Annotated in this window: 19 protein-coding genes and 2 pseudogenes; 8 read left to right on the top strand and 13 right to left on the bottom strand. The window is 57.3% G+C overall.

Translation table 11 applies throughout. The features are described from left to right. The first annotated feature begins 180 nt into the window (after positions 1–180). Positions 181–1,323 carry a pectate lyase family protein gene (locus tag AB4N44_RS27550; protein WP_127926613.1) on the top strand — a complete coding sequence of 381 codons (1,143 nt, stop codon included), beginning with the start codon at positions 181–183 and terminating at the stop codon, positions 1,321–1,323. Positions 1,324–1,558: 235 nt separating this feature from the next. On the opposite strand, the gene gspF is transcribed toward AB4N44_RS27550, so the two are convergent. The 7 genes from gspF to gspG are packed head-to-tail and all read right to left on the bottom strand — an operon-like array spanning position 1,559 to position 9,693. Further along, a complete protein-coding gene (gene gspF, locus AB4N44_RS27545; RefSeq protein WP_460111259.1) occupies positions 1,559–2,770 on the bottom strand; it encodes a type II secretion system inner membrane protein GspF in 1,212 nt (403 codons plus the stop codon). After that, positions 2,770–4,176, bottom strand: coding sequence for a type II secretion system ATPase GspE (gene gspE / locus AB4N44_RS27540; RefSeq protein ID WP_316918185.1), 1,407 nt, complete (start codon positions 4,174–4,176; stop codon positions 2,770–2,772). The genes gspF and gspE overlap by 1 nt, the downstream gene beginning before the upstream one ends. Beyond that, positions 4,173–6,542, bottom strand: coding sequence for a type II secretion system secretin GspD (gspD, locus tag AB4N44_RS27535; RefSeq protein WP_460111262.1), 2,370 nt, complete (start codon positions 6,540–6,542; stop codon positions 4,173–4,175). Before gspD ends, gspE begins: the two co-directional genes overlap by 4 nt. Further along, positions 6,539–7,081, bottom strand: a complete 543-nt coding sequence (gene gspM / locus AB4N44_RS27530; RefSeq protein WP_150751545.1) for a type II secretion system protein GspM — start codon at positions 7,079–7,081, stop codon at positions 6,539–6,541. Before gspM ends, gspD begins: the two co-directional genes overlap by 4 nt. Beyond that, positions 7,074–8,252, bottom strand: coding sequence for a type II secretion system protein GspL (gene gspL, locus AB4N44_RS27525; protein ID WP_455805050.1), 1,179 nt, complete (start codon positions 8,250–8,252; stop codon positions 7,074–7,076). The genes gspM and gspL overlap by 8 nt, the downstream gene beginning before the upstream one ends. Then, on the bottom strand, positions 8,249–9,235 hold the full coding sequence (gene gspK, locus AB4N44_RS27520; protein ID WP_455805051.1) for a type II secretion system minor pseudopilin GspK: 987 nt from the start codon (positions 9,233–9,235) through the stop codon (positions 8,249–8,251). The genes gspL and gspK overlap by 4 nt, the downstream gene beginning before the upstream one ends. Positions 9,236–9,243: 8 nt before the next feature. Then, positions 9,244–9,693, bottom strand: a complete 450-nt coding sequence (gene gspG / locus AB4N44_RS27515) for a type II secretion system major pseudopilin GspG (protein ID WP_460111264.1) — start codon at positions 9,691–9,693, stop codon at positions 9,244–9,246. A 147-nt stretch (positions 9,694–9,840) separates the two neighbouring features. Between gspG and gspI the strand changes: the two genes are divergently transcribed. Further along, positions 9,841–10,227 carry a type II secretion system minor pseudopilin GspI gene (gspI, locus tag AB4N44_RS27510; protein WP_127926606.1) on the top strand — a complete coding sequence of 129 codons (387 nt, stop codon included), beginning with the start codon at positions 9,841–9,843 and terminating at the stop codon, positions 10,225–10,227. Positions 10,228–10,233: 6 nt separating this feature from the next. On the opposite strand, the gene AB4N44_RS27505 is transcribed toward gspI, so the two are convergent. Continuing rightward, complete coding sequence (locus tag AB4N44_RS27505; protein ID WP_127926605.1) at positions 10,234–10,665, bottom strand: type II secretion system protein N; 432 nt, start codon at positions 10,663–10,665, stop codon at positions 10,234–10,236. 114 nt (positions 10,666–10,779) lie between these two features. Between AB4N44_RS27505 and gspH the strand changes: the two genes are divergently transcribed. The 3 genes from gspH (at position 10,780) to AB4N44_RS27490 (ending at position 12,484) form a co-directional block, all read left to right on the top strand. After that, complete coding sequence (gspH, locus tag AB4N44_RS27500; RefSeq protein ID WP_460111266.1) at positions 10,780–11,241, top strand: type II secretion system minor pseudopilin GspH; 462 nt, start codon at positions 10,780–10,782, stop codon at positions 11,239–11,241. After that, positions 11,238–11,849, top strand: coding sequence for a type II secretion system protein GspJ (locus AB4N44_RS27495; protein WP_460111269.1), 612 nt, complete (start codon positions 11,238–11,240; stop codon positions 11,847–11,849). The genes gspH and AB4N44_RS27495 overlap by 4 nt, the downstream gene beginning before the upstream one ends. A gap of 77 nt (positions 11,850–11,926) precedes the next feature. Continuing rightward, entirely contained in the window at positions 11,927–12,484 is a 558-nt protein-coding gene (locus AB4N44_RS27490; RefSeq protein WP_460111271.1) for an NADAR family protein, read from the top strand. Between the two features lie 98 nt (positions 12,485–12,582). Here the strand turns inward: AB4N44_RS27490 and AB4N44_RS27485 are convergent. Then, positions 12,583–12,699, bottom strand: a pseudogene (locus AB4N44_RS27485) (YceK/YidQ family lipoprotein); the annotation flags it as partial. Positions 12,700–13,034: 335 nt separating this feature from the next. Here AB4N44_RS27485 and AB4N44_RS27480 point away from each other — a divergent pair. Both AB4N44_RS27480 and AB4N44_RS27475 read left to right on the top strand, forming a co-directional pair. Next, positions 13,035–13,336: pseudogene (locus tag AB4N44_RS27480) on the top strand (VOC family protein); the annotation flags it as partial. 62 nt (positions 13,337–13,398) lie between these two features. After that, a complete protein-coding gene (locus tag AB4N44_RS27475) occupies positions 13,399–13,740 on the top strand; it encodes a hypothetical protein (RefSeq protein WP_460111274.1) in 342 nt (113 codons plus the stop codon). Here the strand turns inward: AB4N44_RS27475 and AB4N44_RS27470 are convergent. The 3 genes from AB4N44_RS27470 to AB4N44_RS27460 all read right to left on the bottom strand — a co-directional run bounded on the left by AB4N44_RS27470 (position 13,735) and on the right by AB4N44_RS27460 (position 15,635). Next, positions 13,735–13,935, bottom strand: coding sequence for a hypothetical protein (locus tag AB4N44_RS27470; RefSeq protein WP_460111275.1), 201 nt, complete (start codon positions 13,933–13,935; stop codon positions 13,735–13,737). The genes AB4N44_RS27475 and AB4N44_RS27470 overlap by 6 nt on opposite strands. A gap of 182 nt (positions 13,936–14,117) precedes the next feature. Next, positions 14,118–14,774: a hypothetical protein gene (locus AB4N44_RS27465; RefSeq protein WP_460111277.1), complete on the bottom strand. Its 657-nt coding sequence runs from the start codon at positions 14,772–14,774 to the stop codon at positions 14,118–14,120. Between the two features lie 87 nt (positions 14,775–14,861). Then, entirely contained in the window at positions 14,862–15,635 is a 774-nt protein-coding gene (locus AB4N44_RS27460) for a hypothetical protein (RefSeq protein WP_460111279.1), read from the bottom strand. A 205-nt stretch (positions 15,636–15,840) separates the two neighbouring features. Between AB4N44_RS27460 and AB4N44_RS27455 the strand changes: the two genes are divergently transcribed. Continuing rightward, on the top strand, positions 15,841–16,299 hold the full coding sequence (locus tag AB4N44_RS27455; RefSeq protein WP_460111282.1) for a hypothetical protein: 459 nt from the start codon (positions 15,841–15,843) through the stop codon (positions 16,297–16,299). A 6-nt stretch (positions 16,300–16,305) separates the two neighbouring features. On the opposite strand, the gene AB4N44_RS27450 is transcribed toward AB4N44_RS27455, so the two are convergent. Continuing rightward, positions 16,306–16,974 (bottom strand): hypothetical protein, encoded by a 669-nt coding sequence (locus AB4N44_RS27450; protein ID WP_460111283.1) that lies wholly within the window; start codon positions 16,972–16,974, stop codon positions 16,306–16,308. Positions 16,975–16,976 lie beyond the last annotated feature (2 nt).

The following is a 16,976-nucleotide window of genomic DNA, read 5'->3' as shown; positions in this document are numbered from 1 at the left end:
GTTTTCGAATAATTACGCATCATAGCCCATTCAGTTGTACGACAACGCACCAGTTCAATGATAGGATTTCTCATGTAGCGGACGTTCGATTCGCTGCAATGGCGATAAGGACGTCCGCTCGAGAAACACGTCGAAATTTCGCGTGTAAAACACTCAAGTTAATCAAGGATCTGATTACTCATGACAAAACCAACAACCTTCACGGCCTGCAAACTGGCCAGCGCCATCGTCGGCAGCCTGCTGTTTTCCAGCCTGCCTGCACAAGCGGCCGATATCTGGCTGGATGTTGCAACGACTGGCTGGGCCACGCAAAACGGTGGTACCAAGGGTGGCTCCAGAGCGGCAGCCAACAACATCTATACCGTGAAGAACGCCGCCGAACTGAAAGCCGCACTCAGCGCTTCGGTCGGCACCAACGGTCGCATTATCAAGATTACCGGGCCGATCGACATCAGCGAAGGCAAAGCTTATACGACGACCGCCGATATGAAAAAGCGCGGTCGTCTGGATATCCCGGGCAAGACGACCATCGTCGGTACGAGCAGCACGGCGGAGATCCGCGAGGGTTTCTTCTATGCCAAGGAAAACGATGTGATCATCCGCAACATCACCCTCGAAAACCCGTGGGATCCCGAGCCGATCTGGGACGCCAATGACGGCAGCGCCGGCAACTGGAACTCCGAGTACGACGGGCTGACCATCGAAGGCGCCAACAATGTGTGGGTCGACCATGTCACCTTCACCGATGGCCGCCGCACCGATGACCAGAACGGCACCGCCAACGGTCGTCCAAAGCAACACCACGACGGCGCACTGGACGTGAAAAACGGTGCCAACTACGTGACCATTTCCTACTCGGCGTTCAAATCGCACGAGAAAAACAACCTGATCGGTTCCAGCGACAGCCGTACCACCGATGATGGCAAGCTCAAGGTCACGATCCACAACACCCTGTTCGAAAACATCTCTGCACGCGCGCCACGCGTGCGCTTCGGCCAGGTGCATCTGTACAACAACTATCACGTGGGCAGCACCAGCCATAAGGTCTACCCGTTCAGCTACGCGCACGGCGTGGGCAAAAACTCGAAGATTTTCTCCGAGAAAAACGCCTTCGAAATCTCCGGCATCAGCGGCTGCGACAAAATCGCCGGCGACTACGGTGGCAGCACCTACCTTGATCAGGGTTCTACGCTCAATGGCACCTTGCTGACCTGCAAGTGGGGCACCAACATCGGCTGGACCCCGCCTTACAGCTACACCCCGCTGAACGCGGACAAAGTCGCGGCCGATGTTAAGGCCAAGGCTGGCGCTGGCAAGATCTGATTGATCGATGTAACCGTGTCAATGAAAAGCCCTCGGTGACGAGGGCTTTTTCATGTCTGCTTGAAGATGGTGCCGGGGTGGAGTTGGAGTTCTGGGAAAATTTTGATTATTCATTGCCCTGACTGGCCCCTTCGCGAGCAGGCTCGCTCCCACATTTGAAATGCGTTCCCCCTGTGGGAGCGAGCCTGCTCGCGAAGAGGCCAGCCCAGTTAGCACCAAAACATCAGACACACCACTACTGCACCAGTTGATTGATCTCAATGATCGGCAACAACACCGCCATCACAATAACAAGCACCACCCCGCCCATCACCACAATCATCAGCGGCTCCAGCAGCGCGGTCATGCCCATCGCCCGCCGCTCGATATCACGCGACAGGGTCTGCGCCGCACGCTCAAGCATCGGTGGTAGCGATCCGGTTTTCTCGCCGCTGGCGATCAAATGAATCAGCACCGGCGGGAATACGTTCTCCACCCGCAATGCAGCGGCAAGGTTCACGCCTTCACGCACCTTCGCCGTGGCCTCAGTGACGCTCAAACTCAAGCGGTCGTTGGACAGCGTCTGCCGCGCCGCCTCCAGCGCACGCAACAACGGCACCCCGGCGCCGCCGAGAATCGCCAACGTCGAGGCGAACCGTGCGGTGTTCAAGCCCAGAATGAAACGCCCGAATAACGGCAACTTCAGCACCCGATGATGCCAACTCAAACGCGCCGCCGGATTGCGCAAATACAGGCGCCAGCTCCAGAAGCTTGCGGCCATGATCCCGGCACACAGCCAGCCCCAACTGCGGATGAAATCACTGGCGTTGAGCATCGCGAGGGTTAATCCCGGCAGATCCTGCCGCGCCTGGGAAAACGCACTGACCACCTGCGGCACCACGTAACTGAGCAGAAAAATCACAATGCCGATCGACACCAGCCCGACCACGCCCGGATAGATGAACGCGGTGAGAATCTTGCCACGCAGGTTGTTGCGCTCCTCGATGTAATCGGCCAGCCGTTCCATGACCTGCGCCAGATCGCCGGATTCTTCCCCGGCCGCAATCAGTGCACGATAGATCTCCGGAAAGTCCCGTGGCCGCGCCGCCAGCGATTCCGCCAGACGCATGCCGCTGCGCACATCCGCACGCACAGCGCTGAGCGTATGGGCGATGTGTTTTTTCTCAGCCTGCTCGACCGTGGCACTCAGCGCCGCTTCCAACGGTAGACTCGCGCCCAACAGACTCGCCAGTTGCCGCGTGGCCCAGGCCAGATCGTTGTCCGAGAGCTTGGCGCTGAACAATCCACCGCCGCCGTGCTGGGCGACGTTGCTTTCCTTGTGCACCGATAACGCAGTCAAACCGCGCCCGCGTAATGTTGTGAACGCGGCAGCCTGGCTGTCCGCCTCAAGGTGCCCGGTTTCGATCTTGCCGCTGGCATCGGCGGCTTCAAAACGGTAGCGATTCATCAGGCGTCCCGTGTCACACGGAGGATTTCTTCAGGGGCGGTGGCGCCGCTGCGAATCCAGCGCTCACCGTCCTCGCGCAGGCTGAACATCCCGGCTTTCGCGGCGGATGCGCGCAAGGCCTGCTCCCCTGCCCCTTGGTGAATCAGGGTACGGATGTCGTCATCAATGCAAAACAATTCGTGGATGCCGGTGCGGCCGCTGTAGCCGGTTTGATTGCAGTTTGCGCAACCGACCGGGCGCCAGGTGCCGGGCGCGGTGGGGTCTTCTTCCTTGCAGTGATTGCACAGCCGCCTCACCAGTCGCTGCGCCAAAACCCCGAGCATTGAAGACGCCAGCAGAAACGGTTCGACGCCCATGTCGATCAAGCGGTTGACCGCCGACACTGCGTCGTTGGTGTGCAAGGTTGCCAACACCAAATGCCCGGTCAGCGACGCCTGCACGGCGATTTGCGCGGTTTCGAGATCGCGGATCTCGCCGATCATAATGATGTCCGGGTCTTGGCGCAGAATCGCCCGCAGCGCCAGGGCAAAGGTCATGTCGATCTTGGCGTTGACCTGAATCTGGCTGATCCCCGGCAAGTCGTATTCCACCGGGTCTTCCACGGTGAGGATGTTGCTGGTACTCGCATCGAGCCGTGCCAGTGCCGCGTAGAGGCTGGTGGTTTTGCCGCTGCCGGTTGGCCCGGTGACCAAAACGATGCCGTGGGGCTGGCGGATCAGGTGATCGAGTTTGGCCAGCACCTGCGCGTCCATGCCGAGGGTTTCCAGATGCAGACGCCCGGCCTGTTTGTCGAGCAGACGCATCACCACGCGTTCGCCGTGGCCAGTGGGCACGGTTGAAACACGAATATCGATCGGCCGCCCGGCCACGCGCAAGGCGATACGACCATCCTGCGGCAGGCGTTTTTCGGCGATGTCGAGCTGCGCCATGATCTTGATCCGCGACACCAGCGCACCGTGCAACGCCTTGCGCGGTGAGACCACATCGCGCAGCGTACCGTCGACGCGGTAGCGCACCACTGAATGGGTTTCGAAGGGCTCGATGTGGATGTCGCTGGCCTCATCGCGCGCCGCTTGCGTGAGTAAGGCATTGATCATGCGAATCACCGGCGCGCCGTCCTGAGTGTCGAGCAGGTCGGTGATTTCCGGCATGTCCTGCATCAGCCGATCGAGATCAACTTCGTTTTCCGCAGCCCCAACCACCGCCGCTGCACTACCAGTGTCGGCATAAGCGGCGGCGAGCAAACCATCCAGCTCATCATCGCGCACCCGCTGAATCGTGGTCGCACCAAACTGACGCCGCGCCTCGCTGATCGACCAGCCCGGCGTCGACGGGCACACCGTCAGCACGCCATCGCACAACAAAATCCGCTGCGCCTTGGCCCAGGCGTAAGGCAATGCACTCATTGGATCGGCACCGCTTTGATGGTTGCGCGCGGACCCGCCCCAGGTAAAACCGCCGGCACACCTTGCGCCGCCGTCGGCAACTGCGGCGCCTGCATGTCCGGCATTGCCCAGCTGCGTTCTGGCTGCAAACCGCCCTGGGCGCGGCGCATGAAGTCGTAGCGATTGAGGGTGATGCTTCGCCCCGCTTCGCTGTCGCGGATGATGTACGGACGCAGGAATACCATCAGGTTGGTCTTGGTAATCGCCCGGCGCTCGTTGCGAAACAGTGCGCCAATCCCCGGCAGGCTGCCCAGCCATGGCACCGCGTCGTTACTCTGGCTGTAGCCGTCCTGCAGCAACCCACCGAGCACCATGATCTGCCCGTCATCAAGCAGGATGCTGGTATCGATCGCGCGTTTGTTGGTGACAATCCCCGCCGACGTCGAACTGGCCGAAGCCCGCTCATCAATGCTGCTGACTTCCTGATAGATATCGAGCTTCACCGTACCGCCCTCGGAAATCTGCGGGCGTACGTTGAGCTTCAAACCCACCTCTTCACGGGTCACGGTCTGAAACGGATTATTGCTGGTGCCGCCACCGCCAGTGACGTAACTGCCGCTGACAAACGGAATGGTCTGGCCGACAAAAATACTCGCCGCTTCGTTGTCGAGGGTCAGCAGATTCGGCGTCGACAACACGTTGGTGCCGCCCTTGCTCTTCAAGGCCCGGGCCAGCACTTTCAGGTCGAGAATCTTGCCGATGCCGGGGATGTCGACGGTGCCGTTGACGTAGCCCAGATTCAACCCTTGAGGCAGTACGTCAATGCTGGTCTTGCCGTTGGTGTTGATCCCCGAACCACCCAGATTCGCCCCGCCGATCACGCCGTTGCCGCCAAGATTGCCGGTCTGCCATTGCACGCCAAACTCGCTGGCATCGTCCTCGCCGACTTCGACGATCAGGCTTTCGATCACCACTTGCGCACGACGCTGGTCGAGCAGATCGATCACCTCGCGCAGGTTGCGATACAACGGCTCCGGCGCGGAAATCAGCAAAGTGTTGGTGGTGGCGTCAGCCTGAATGGTCACGCCGCCGGCACTGAAGGCGACGTTCTGCTCGCTCGTCTGATTAGCGCTGCTACTGGTGCCGCCACTGCCTTGTGCGTAACTGCCGCCGGTACTGCCGCTGCTATTGCTGGTCGATGTTGTGCCGCTGCTTTGCGTACCGCTCTGGCCGCTCTGCCCAGCATTGCCGCCAGTGCTAGCACCCATGGAGCTGAGCACCGACCGCGCACTGTCACTGGTGCCGCTGTCACTCTCACCCGTCAGCAAACCGCGCAGTGCCTGCGCCAGTTTCGCCGCTTGGGCGTTACGCAGATAAACCACATGCAGATTGCTCGGATTGCTCTGCGCGTTATCCAGTTTGTAAATCAGATTACGTGCCAGCTCCGTGCGCTCCGGACTGCCGGCGCGGATGATGATGGTGTTGGAACGCGGGTCACCGATCACCGCAATTTTCTGCGTCGGATCATTCCCCGGTGCATCGAGCAAATCCGCGACCATCGGCGCAATGTCAGCAGCGATGCCGTTCTGAATCTGCACCACGTCGGTGTCGATCGCACTCGGCGAATCAATGCTCGCAATCAACTGCGCAACGCGGGTCAGGTTCTCGGCGTAATCGGTGATGACGATGGTGTTATTGCCCGGATAGGCGTTGATCGGATTGTTCGGCGAAACTATTGGCCGCAGCACCGGAATCAGGTTCACCGCGTTCTCGTATTGCAGACGAAACGTACGGGTGAGCATGCCGTTACCCGCCGGTTTGTCAGCGCTGTAAATCGGCCCGCCGAGCAACTTCGCATCCGCCTCCGGCACCACCTGCGCCACGCCACCAACATCCACCACACTGAAACCCTGCATACGCAACGCCGCCAGCAACATATCGTAAGCCTGCCGCGCCGGCACCTGACCTTCCGAGACCAGCGTCAACGTGCCCTTCACCCGAGGATCGACCAAAAACTGCTGCCCGGTGGAACGCGACAGAGCCCGCACCACCGCTTGAATATCGGCGTCGACAAAATTCAGCGTCACCGGTTGATCACCCAAAGGATTACTCGGCAACGCAATGCCCGACGCCGCCGCACCACTGCGCGCACTCTTGCTGATGTTGTGCAATGGCTTCGGCACAGGTCGCGCCTGCGCCTGTGCGCGCTCGCGGTCGAGCACCGCGTCGCCGCTGCGCTGGGTGTTGGCCAACGGCCGGCCCAGTTCACTGTCGACCAGCAACGGCGGCTGATTCTGCGGCGTGGTGCTGGTGTTGCTGCACGCGCTCAGTGCCAACAACAGTAACGGCGCGGCCGTACGTACATAATTGGAACCTGACCACTTCATGAAGCTTCCTTAGCGCCCAGCGCCTGATCCATGCGAACGGTGCCTGACAAAGTGCCGGCCGTATCGTCGACCTTGGCTGCGTCTGCACGCTGCAAACGAGCCTCGACCACTTCAAGTGAAAATTGCACGGGGTGGATTAACAGCCAACTGATGACGGCATCAGCAGGTGCATCCTCGAACGTCAACTGCCAAGCGGTGCCAATTGCCTGCAACTGGTAGTGACCAAGCAGCCCGCTGCCATCGAGAGATTGCTGCAATGATCCCTCAAAGTTTTGCCCAGTGGGCGCTGTCGCCACCTCGCGCAACAACAGATCCAGCGCCTCGGCCTGGCCACGCAACTTCGGCGTTTCGGTTTGCCAATGTTCAATTTTTTTCAGCGGTGGCTGGACGAGCAGCAGCCAGATCAGCACGCCCCCCAACATCAATGCGGTGCCCGCGACCAGGCGTTTTTCGCGCAAGGTCAGCGGCGCCCAATGCCGATGAATCTGTGCTCGCAGCAGCAGCCAGCGAGCCCGATAGATCGCCAGTAGGTTATTCATCGTCGCTGTCCATGACGGCATCGTCCTCAACCGCTGCCGGCTCAATCTGCGGGCTGAAAATCCACACGTTGTCTTCGCGCCTGGCGACCAACCCGGCCTGTGTCAGCGCTCCCGGCAATGCGCCGTCGGCGGGTGCCTGCGCAGTATCGGCGGCCAACTCCAACTGCAAACGTCCCTGCTCAAAGGTCATGCGCTGAACGCTGCCCGCCATAAACGGCAGCGCGCTCGCGGCGTGTTGCACCAGATAGGCAAACCCGTGATTCGCGTCGGCCGCCACACCGCTGTGCCGGGCTGCCAATTGCTGGCGAGCCTGCTGCAACGGATTGAGAATCACCGGTAACTCTGGAAAAGCCTGCTTCACCCGCTGGCTCATTTGCGCCTTGAGCTGCTCGCCCTCGGTCACTTCACGGGCCGCGTAAAGGTTCAGCCCCGACACCCAGATCGCGATCGCCAAGGCACAACAGAAGACGGCCTTGCCCCAACCGCGAGCGGGGCCGGCAGCCTTGCCGATGCCTGTATGCAACCCCCATCCCGGCGCAACGCCACACCAGCGCTGCTCCGCAGGTCGTGGTTCGACGACTGTTGCAGGAGCATCCGCGCCGATCCACTGCAAGCCGCGACCACTGGTGACGAGTTCATCCAGACGCTCCTGCGCCAAGGGTTCTACCGAAGCCTGCGCACGGCTGAAGCGCAGCAGCAATTGCCCGTCCAATACACACGCGCTGACCTGCCCCTGCGCTGGCACCGGCAACGCATAAGGCGCCGGGTAAAGGCCTCGCAGCTTCAATCGGTGCTGAGTCAATAACTGCCCGAAACGATCCAGAGATGCCTGCGCGAGCCAGGCCAGCGACACTTGTCCTGAGACCTCACGAGCACTGTGTGCAACGTACATCTGTTCAGTGCCACCCAGGATCAGCGCCTGCGCGGCACACTTCACCGCCGCCTCGATCTTCACCGGCGCCAGCGGTGGCAACGGCAAACTGGTCAGTACACTGTCCGCCGGATGCAGAAAAAACTCGACGGGCTGTAACGGCCACTCCTGTTCAATCAGCAACAGCGTACTGACACCGGTCTGACTGACCTGGTCGTGCCGATCCAGACGCGCAAATTCAATCTCGGAATCTGAGGTCAAACCCGCCAGCGGCGGCAAGGCGACTCGCAGGCGAGTCATACGCCGAGCCTCGACCAGACCACTTTCGGCATCTCGTCGGCGGGTCGATGCAGCAGCGCATCCAGGCTGACGCGGCGCTGGTCACGACGCGCGTGTCCGCGCAGCAGAAACCAATCGCTGCTGATGCCGACGTTCAGTCCGTCGACGGTCAGATGCGGCAAGTGCAGACGGTTGACGAAGTCCCCGCGATTGAGAAACCACTGGCCACGATCGCGCTCTCCCACCACGGCCCTGGCCTGCGCGAGCGATAAACCCGGTACCACCGCCACCAATACCTCGGCGCTGGCGGTATTACCGTTGACCCAGGTCTTGGCCGGAATCAGGCTGACATACTGATTCAAGCGCCCAAGCAGCTCCTCGTTCATGCCTTCGAGGCCACGTAAATCATCAAGGCTGCGCAACATCGGCTGAGTGGCCGGCAATGGCTGGCGACGCGCACTCGGTGACGTCGCGCGGACGCCGTCGAAACCCGTCTGCGCCATACTCTGCCCAGCGGCTTGCAGGTCGGGCATTCTCGGGTAGGAGGCGATGACTCGCTGGCTGATGCGCTGGCTGAGGGCAGCATCGATTCCGATCATTTCGCAGAGGCGTTCGAAGCTGCGCAACTGTCCGCCATCGACGCGCTCATTGCTGAGTAAATTGCGCAAATTGAACTTGCCCTGCTGATCCTCGATGCGCCCCTCGAAACCGCCCCCCGGCGAATTCAACAAATGGCTTTTGACAGGCTGCGCCCAAGGTTGATCGAGCCGGGTCTGCGCGCCCTGTTGACTCGCGTCCCTGAGCAGTTGCCGACTCAGCTCCAGACCCGCCAACAGCGCGGCAGCGCCCTGCACTCGGGACTGTTCCGCTTCAAGAGAACGGGTAAAAACGCTCTGCCGCGTGAGCATGCCCGCGGCGATCACCGCAACCACGGCGGCAATCAGCAAGGCGCTGATAATGGCCATGCCGCGCTGTTTCTGCGCCTGTGGCGAGGATGAGTTCATGGCCGCTCTCAGAGCTGCCAGGAACCGATATCGGCATTGACGCCGTCGCCGTCAGTTTGGCCGTCGGCGCCGAGGGAGAAGATGTCGATCTCACCGTTCGCGCCAGGATTCAGATAGTTGTAAGGACGACCCCACGGGTCGTTGGGCAAGCGCTCCAGATAAGAGCGCCAGTTGCTGTTTTTCGCATCCGCCGGACGCTCCACCAACACCTTGAGCCCCTGATTCAACGTCGGGTAAGTGCCGTGGTCGAGGCGATAGAGTTTGAGTGCCTGCATCAGGCCGGCGATGTCTTGTTTTGCCGCAGTGGCTCGGGCCTGATCAGGTCGGTCGAGCACCTTGGGCACGACCATCGCCGCCAGAATGCCGAGGATGACCACCACCACCATGATTTCGATCAGGGTGAAACCCTGCTGACCTCGACGGTCTGCGGACTGAGATTTGACGCGCGCGAAATCCATTTCAACCTTCCTTGGCATGATTACATTCGGCGCGCAGTGTAACAAAAGCCAGTCATCGTACAACAATCATTAACGCACTGTTTTTCTGCACATTCGCCAAAGGACGGGTGTTATTCTGCGGGCCGGTTTCAACCCGCAGAGTCAAGCATGGAAGCGTTGCGCAAGGAGCGAGGTTTCACCCTCATCGAGGTTCTGGTGGCCTTGGCGATCATCGCCGTGGCCATGTCTGCGGCCGTTCGCGTTGCGGGCCTGATGACCCAGAGCAATGGCCTGTTGCGCGATCGCTCGATCGCTTTGCTGGCGGCACAGACCCGGCTCGCCGAACTGCGCCTGGAGGGAGATTTTGCCCCGGGCCTGAAAACCTTCGACTGTGATCAAGGTCGCCTGCAATTGCGCTGTGACCAACGCGTGACGCCGAGCGCCGATGGACGACTGCTGCGCGTGACGCTGCTGATTTCCGATCGCGAACGTCAGGCACCGCCCCTGGCGCGACTCGAAACCTTACTCGGCCAACCACAGGAAAAGCGCCAATGACGCTGCTCAGGGTCGAGTCAGTCGAGGCAGCGATAGGGAGTCTGGCAGCGTGCTGACTTTTAATCGGCTCTGTTCTCCGCCACGCTCGATGACCACCGCATCCTGTTCAATGGCTATCACGCGCACCCCTTGGGTCAAGCGATCACCCACCAGAAAACTGCGCGGCGGACCGTCGTTGAGACTTAGAATTGCCACCGCAGCGTGCGCCCCTGCGAGCACTCCGGAAACCTTGATATCCAACGGTGCCGGCTGGTTGGAAAACCACTGCAAAGCCGCTGTCTCGGCGCGCGTCGGCAACACGTGGGGTGCCACCGCCGGAACGTGGGATTCTGCCGGCGTCAGCAACAGCGCAGACCAGAACAGTCCCCCTGCCAGTGCAGCGATCAGCGCCGCCGATTGCACAAGCTGCGTTGCGGATAAGCGAAAAGTAAATGCCAAGACCCAACCTCCCTGTTGTCCTGCGTCGCAGTCTACAGGACAACATTCGCTTTTCTATCGGGATTGAAGGTTCGAATCCGCCAGGATGGATTCACAACGAAGGAACGTTGCGGTATGACCAAGGACAGACAAACGGGCTTCACCCTCATCGAATTGATGGTGGTGTTGATCATCATCGGCATTGCCAGCGCCGCCGTCAGCCTGAGTATCAAGCCTGACCCGGCGCAACTGCTGCGCAAGGACGCCAATCGCTTGATCCAGTTGCTGCAAATCGCCCATGCCGAAGCCCTGGCCGATGGACGCCCGATCACTTGGCAGGCGGAGAAAAACGGCTTTCGTTTCAGCCGTCGCAATGAACAAGGCCCAGGCTTGGATCACTTTCTCGCCGATCCACAACTGCGCCCCCGTCACTGGGAAACGCCATCGCTGAAGGTCCGAGTGACACCCAGGCAGCCGCTGATACTGAACGCCGAGTGGTTCGATTCACCCGTGCAACTGCAACTCTCGGACGGCCAGAACACGCTCACCGTGCAGCGCACAGCCACGGGCAAATTGACCTTGGCCAACCAGCCATGAATAACCGGCAAGAGGGTTTTACCCTGATCGAAGTGATGGTCGCGATCATGCTCATGGCGATCGTCAGCCTGATTGCCTGGCGCGGTCTGGACAGCGTGACCCGCGCCGACACGCACCTGCAGGCGAGCACCGAACACACCGAAGCACTGCTGCGCACGCTGCATCAACTGGAACGAGATGTCGCCTTGCGCGCCAGCATCGAACTGCGCGAACCACAGTTGAACGACAACGATGACGAACGATCCGGGCAGCCAGCGGCAATCAGCGTGCGCAGCGCCGACGACCAGCGCTTTCGTCTTGACGTGATCCGCAGTGCAGCCACCTCGCAGAACGGCTTGCAGCGCGTGCGCTGGTGGTTGAAAGATCAAACCCTGTACCGCGCCGCCGCCACGCCACGTGATCGCTACCCGTTGCCTGCGCCGAAACAGGCAGTGGCGGTGCTCGACGGAATCAGCGATCTGCAAGTGCGCGTCTGGGAACCCGAGATGGGTTGGCGCCAGCTCAGCGGCAACCGCAGAGAAAACCCCCAAGGCCTGGAAATCCGCCTGACCCGGCAGACGCTTCAAGGCGAAGAACACTACCGCCAGGTATTGGGCCCACTGGATTAGTGTCTGGGCGATATTGCGTATTGCCCTGACACGCACAGCAACTGTAACGTCGAAAGTCAGTTACCGAGGAAATCTCATTGCACGACTCTAAACTTCTCGAAGATCTACGCGCTCGCTTCAACGCTGGAGAGCCTCTGGATTTCACCTTCTTCTGGGGACACCAGCGAAGCAAAAACGCCGTCACGGCTTCGTGCTTCAGCCAGTGGTACGAAGCCGAATTCGTTGTCGAGGGGCAACGCTACCCGACAGCCGAACACTTCATGATGGCCGAGAAGGCAGCCTTGTTCGACGACCAGGAAATTCGTGCACAAGTGCTGCTGGCCCCGACCCCGAACGCCGCCAAAGCCCTCGGCCGCAAGGTGCGCGGGTTCAACGACCAACGCTGGCTGCAACACCGATACGACATCGTCGTCCGGGCAAACCAAGCCAAGTTTTCCCAAAACCCGGAGCTGGACGAATACCTGATGCGCACTGGATCTCGGGTCATTGTCGAAGCGAGCCCGGTTGATGCCATTTGGGGAATTGGGCTCGCGCAAGATCACGCGGATGTGAACGATCCGAATCTGTGGAAAGGCCTGAATCTTCTGGGGTTTGCACTGATGCAGGTTCGGGACGGCAGGGTCGGATCGTCCTGAGTTTTATCGGCTGTGGCGTCGGAAACGAAAAAGCCTTGGCGTGTGCCAAGGCTTTTCTACGGGAGATTTATTCCGATTTAGCTTGCACTACCCGCAAGTCATAAATTGCAGGTGTATTGATATTCGAAGGGGAAGAATACGGTATCGACCACCAATGAAAATGGCGCGTCGGTCAATAAAAAGGGAATCAACTTGCCTTTGGATGTACCGACCAACGTATAGCCCTACGTCGACTACCGAGGCCGATCGTAAGGACAATGAGAGATCTCAACCAGATTGGAATTGGCGAGATGCATGAAGCACGCAGGCGAGGATGCAGATCTGATGGACTTTATTGATTTCGTGGGAAACCTTTGCAGCGCATTCAGTAACTATCAAGGCTATGAAAAGCCTCGCCGGGTGTTTACCCGAAGATTCGTTGCGTTCTGCGTATTTGTGGCTGTGTTTGAGCTGATTGCGCTGAACCTTTACTACGCATAGACGTGTCGAGGAAGGCATCAATTCTCGAGCAGAGGCGATGTCTGTTTTTTAATGGTGTTTCACGCTTAGAATCAACCCGTACCTGATCTTTCAATGGTGATTGCCGCGAGACCTTCACCTTTTACGAGCAAACCTTACAGGGAAAACTCGAGGCCATAATGACGTTCGGCGAAACGCCCGCCGCCGAGCATCTGCCCAAACAGCATCATTTTCTGATTCATCAATACCTGTCTGAAGGTAGGAGACCAGATGATTATGACCTCGGACACCACACCCGACCGCCCGACTCAGGGCATGAGCGGCTACTCGATTTCGCTGAATGTCGACAACATTGCCGAGGCAGAGCGAGTGTTCAACTCGCTGGCCAAGGAACTTTTCAACTAGCGAGCTTGGCACCATGACTACAAGTTAGCCGCGAATTGAAGAGGCAGACCATGGCCGAGGAAAAGGAACTGACGGAGGAAGCCAAGAAGCAGCGCAGGAAGCGCGAGAAGGCGGCAGCAAAGGACGCTGCATTGGGCGTCGAGAAGTTTACTGTTGAGGTGGCCGGGGTGTTCAAGCCTGACCTCAAACGAGTCATGGCGGCCCACGGCATCAACAACCAGCAGGACATTCACCAGCGGCTTCTGATCAACCTGATCGCCGCTGACTTTGAGACGCAGGCAACGATGCTGCGGAATGTCACGACACCTTATGAAATACCGGAAAGGTGTCGCGAGCATTTTACGAGAGATGCATGGCCGCATTTGCGGCCGATCCAGGCGATGAAGTCATGACGCCGGCAACCTAAGGATAAAATCATCGCCAACCCCTAAGCGATTCAGCAATGCCTTTGGAGTTGTAGTCCTGAAATAAACCAAATGCCCACCGTTTGGTGTTTGTTCGTTGTCGCTGATGTAGTTCGCAACATCGCTTTGGTAGATACCGAGTCGTTGACTCAGCTCTTGCTGTGACATTTTTGAATCATCCATAACTGAATTACTCCGTTTTCGGGCCATTTGCCGGTCACTCGTAATACCCCAACCCAAACCAAATTGCCACTACTAGGTGAGAAGGCACCTGGATTCCGAGGGTCGCAGCGTTAGACGAACGATCAGCTCAGCTCAACAGTGCCGGAGACGATCCTACATCCACCGGCCCTTTCCGAAAGAAATCAAACTGCAGCCTGCGACCTAATCTTAGATATTGCATACCAACTTGCGTCTTCGTGTGTAGATTTATGAAGCTGAAATTTTTGCACTCCGATATTTCCGCTAATACGCCTATATGTAATCGTAACGCTAACTCTGTCACTCGATTCTGCGGATAGTACAAATGTCGTATACGTATCATCATACAGTGGTTCGGGCGTCAGGCTAAACTCGAAATCCTCTGACGAAACATTTATTACCACATCTTCACAATAAGCACCTTTGTTAATGACTTTAAATTGAAAATAGAACTCACCCTCCTCGTCATGAGCCCCCTTAATTGATTGCAGCATTAGCAAAGGATCAAGCGAACGCTCGTGATTTTCAAGGCTCAATTTTTGAGCATCAACCAAGTGAGACTGCTGTTCTACAGATGCCCTAAGTTCATCCGCTTGCAACCTTAATGCATCAGAACTCAACTTGAGTTCTCGCCCCTGCTGTAAGAACCCGAGAACCAACCATAAAAAAGCAATTGGCCCGAACACTCCTGCAAGGAAGTCACCCAGCTCGTTAAGTCCAAGGTTTATAAAGCCATCAAACTTAAAAAAAACTGTCATTGCAATCAGTATCAGATATACGACTGTACCTAAAGCACCCCAGAACTCTAACTTCTTCACCACGCTTAGCCCTCCTCCGGCTCCATACCGGCTCGAACACAAATACCCCACTTCTACGAATCACGCCAGCCGGCGAGGATCCTATGGTTGCTAGAAACCACCTTCATCACGAAGCAGATTCCCCCGAGCAACCACCTTCTCATGCACTGACTTCAGTATTTCTATGAAATCGGGCACTGTATCAAGCGCCGCCGAGATAATAAGAATTTCAGATCGAAATATTTGAAATGGTTTCGTGAGCTCGTCTGGCAACTCTCGCCCAACGATCAATGAAAACCGAATCCCCAACACATCAAAAACGTGCACTTTTGCACCACCCAGCCTCCTAACGCTGGGCAATGAAATAATTGAATTTAAATCAGATGTAGTGTTTACACTAACAATTAACTTAACGTTATTTAGCAGTGCCTGCCCTAATAAAAATTTCCTAAATTTTTTTTCATACCGCTCGCCCAAGCAGCCGACATACGGATCGGTCTTTTGACCGTGATTCCACACATTCGCTCGCCAGAACACACTGACTGCAAAATAGTAAAGCCCATCCAATAAAGCAGGATCGAGGTCGACTGGACTATAAACTAAAAACCGCTGCCCGCCCCACCGAGCTTTGAGGCCTCTGAGCGTGTCTAGTAGCCGAAAACCGTCACGACGTGCCCAGCTTCTTCCAACTACATCTTCACCTTTTCGAGAAAACAGAAGCTCACAAGAAACACATAAAAGATAGCTTTTAATTTGTCCATCAGAATAGTGAGCAGAACCTTCCCTAATACTAATCAATGCAAGCCGGTCATTTTTATCCTGTCTTGCATTCTTATAGGCAGCTTTCGGAATCAGGTGACTATCGCGCAATTCCGAATCTTTCATACACAATTTGCAAATTGCCATAGAGAACTCACCTCGAAACGCCTCGAGAACTCAATATAACTCAGAGAGACATTCAGATGATCAACCTCTCCTGGCGAATCATCGCCAAGGTACTCCCGCGCCCGGCCATCGCCGACTGGCTCATAGCCCGCGCCAAACTCACCCCGTACCAGCGCATCATGTCAGCGACAAACGGGAGATGTACATGGGCCGCTGGTGGCTGTTCAACCCGTACAGCCGAGAGACGCACAAGCCGGCGTTGTGGTGGTGCCCGTGGTCGTTCCGCATTCACCACATCATGCGGCCGGATGAAGACCGGGATCTGCACGATCACTCGTGGAACGCACGGACGATCATCCTGCGCGGCTGGTACACGGAGCCGCGAGAAGCCAGCGACGAATGCAAGGAAAGGGTACTGGCGGAGATGGCACCAGAGCCAAATTTCGATTTCGAAAAATGGCTCACCAGCAACGCCACAGAGTTCATCAAGCGCAGCCAAGGCGACACTGCAGGCCTCAACCACGGCGAATACCACCGCATCGACCAGGTATCACCCGGCGGCGTCATCACCCTCTTCATCACCAGCAAGTGGCGCGGTGACTGGGGATTCCTCGTAAACGGCGTGAAGGCGAACTGGCGCAACTACACGGACAGCAATGACTGACCGATTTCATGACGTAAGCTCTCGGAGCAAAACTCTACTCTGCTTTTCCATATCTGTATAAGCACTTTCAATTTTAACGGTATGCACGCGAATTATGTTTTGAAGCCCGAGTATCCGTGCTGCTTCATCATTATTCTCCAGCCCAGATCCTTTGCCAAACGCTGTGTCTATCAGCGCGTCTTTTGCAACTCTAACCATCTGATTTATAACAGTAGGAGAACATCCAAAACTCTCCAGCTCACGCTTTGAAAGGAATACAGTCATGACATCCCAGGTCTTGCCAAACTCAGAAGCATGATCAAACCACTTCGTTTGAATTTCGTCGGGGTAGTTATTAGCGAGGGCTCGATCATTACGCGAAAAAATATAAGCTGAAAAGTGATTCGACAAGCTCGACAAGTAGATAAGCGGGTGCGATGCCTCATGTAAAAAAGCTCTTACAGAGATAACTGCATCATATTTTTTCTGAAGCTGAAACTGCGCCTTCCATGAATTTAGTGCTACCACCGCAGTGATGGCTGCTCCAACCGTTGCCAGACTCGACACCGCACCTAAAAAACTTACCACACCAATTTGACCATCTTCGGTAAATATAAAACCGAATATGCATCCAGATGCAAACAATAACAGGCAGTAAGTAAGTAACAGCCATCGCTCGAAAAAAACACGTTCCATAT

Source organism: Pseudomonas sp. S3_C06 (assembly GCF_054667675.1).
The sequence above is the reverse complement of the archived record's forward strand: the minus strand, read 5'-3'. Positions and strand labels throughout refer to the sequence as shown.

Excerpts from the sequence above, each read along its gene's own strand:
- AB4N44_RS27550 (WP_127926613.1), top strand. The coding sequence starts at position 181 with ATGACAAAACCAACAACCTTCACGGCCTGCAAACTGGCCAGCGCCATC.
- gspF (WP_460111259.1), bottom strand. The coding sequence starts at position 2,770 with ATGAATCGCTACCGTTTTGAAGCCGCCGATGCCAGCGGCAAGATCGAA.
- gspE (WP_316918185.1), bottom strand. The coding sequence starts at position 4,176 with ATGAGTGCATTGCCTTACGCCTGGGCCAAGGCGCAGCGGATTTTGTTG.
- gspD (WP_460111262.1), bottom strand. The coding sequence starts at position 6,542 with ATGAAGTGGTCAGGTTCCAATTATGTACGTACGGCCGCGCCGTTACTG.
- gspM (WP_150751545.1), bottom strand. The coding sequence starts at position 7,081 with ATGAATAACCTACTGGCGATCTATCGGGCTCGCTGGCTGCTGCTGCGA.
- gspL (WP_455805050.1), bottom strand. The coding sequence starts at position 8,252 with ATGACTCGCCTGCGAGTCGCCTTGCCGCCGCTGGCGGGTTTGACCTCA.
- gspK (WP_455805051.1), bottom strand. The coding sequence starts at position 9,235 with ATGAACTCATCCTCGCCACAGGCGCAGAAACAGCGCGGCATGGCCATT.
- gspG (WP_460111264.1), bottom strand. The coding sequence starts at position 9,693 with ATGGATTTCGCGCGCGTCAAATCTCAGTCCGCAGACCGTCGAGGTCAG.
- gspI (WP_127926606.1), top strand. The coding sequence starts at position 9,841 with ATGGAAGCGTTGCGCAAGGAGCGAGGTTTCACCCTCATCGAGGTTCTG.
- gspH (WP_460111266.1), top strand. The coding sequence starts at position 10,780 with ATGACCAAGGACAGACAAACGGGCTTCACCCTCATCGAATTGATGGTG.
- AB4N44_RS27495 (WP_460111269.1), top strand. The coding sequence starts at position 11,238 with ATGAATAACCGGCAAGAGGGTTTTACCCTGATCGAAGTGATGGTCGCG.
- AB4N44_RS27475 (WP_460111274.1), top strand. The coding sequence starts at position 13,399 with ATGGCCGAGGAAAAGGAACTGACGGAGGAAGCCAAGAAGCAGCGCAGG.
- AB4N44_RS27470 (WP_460111275.1), bottom strand. The coding sequence starts at position 13,935 with ATGGATGATTCAAAAATGTCACAGCAAGAGCTGAGTCAACGACTCGGT.
- AB4N44_RS27460 (WP_460111279.1), bottom strand. The coding sequence starts at position 15,635 with ATGAAAGATTCGGAATTGCGCGATAGTCACCTGATTCCGAAAGCTGCC.
- AB4N44_RS27455 (WP_460111282.1), top strand. The coding sequence starts at position 15,841 with ATGGGCCGCTGGTGGCTGTTCAACCCGTACAGCCGAGAGACGCACAAG.
- AB4N44_RS27450 (WP_460111283.1), bottom strand. The coding sequence starts at position 16,974 with ATGGAACGTGTTTTTTTCGAGCGATGGCTGTTACTTACTTACTGCCTG.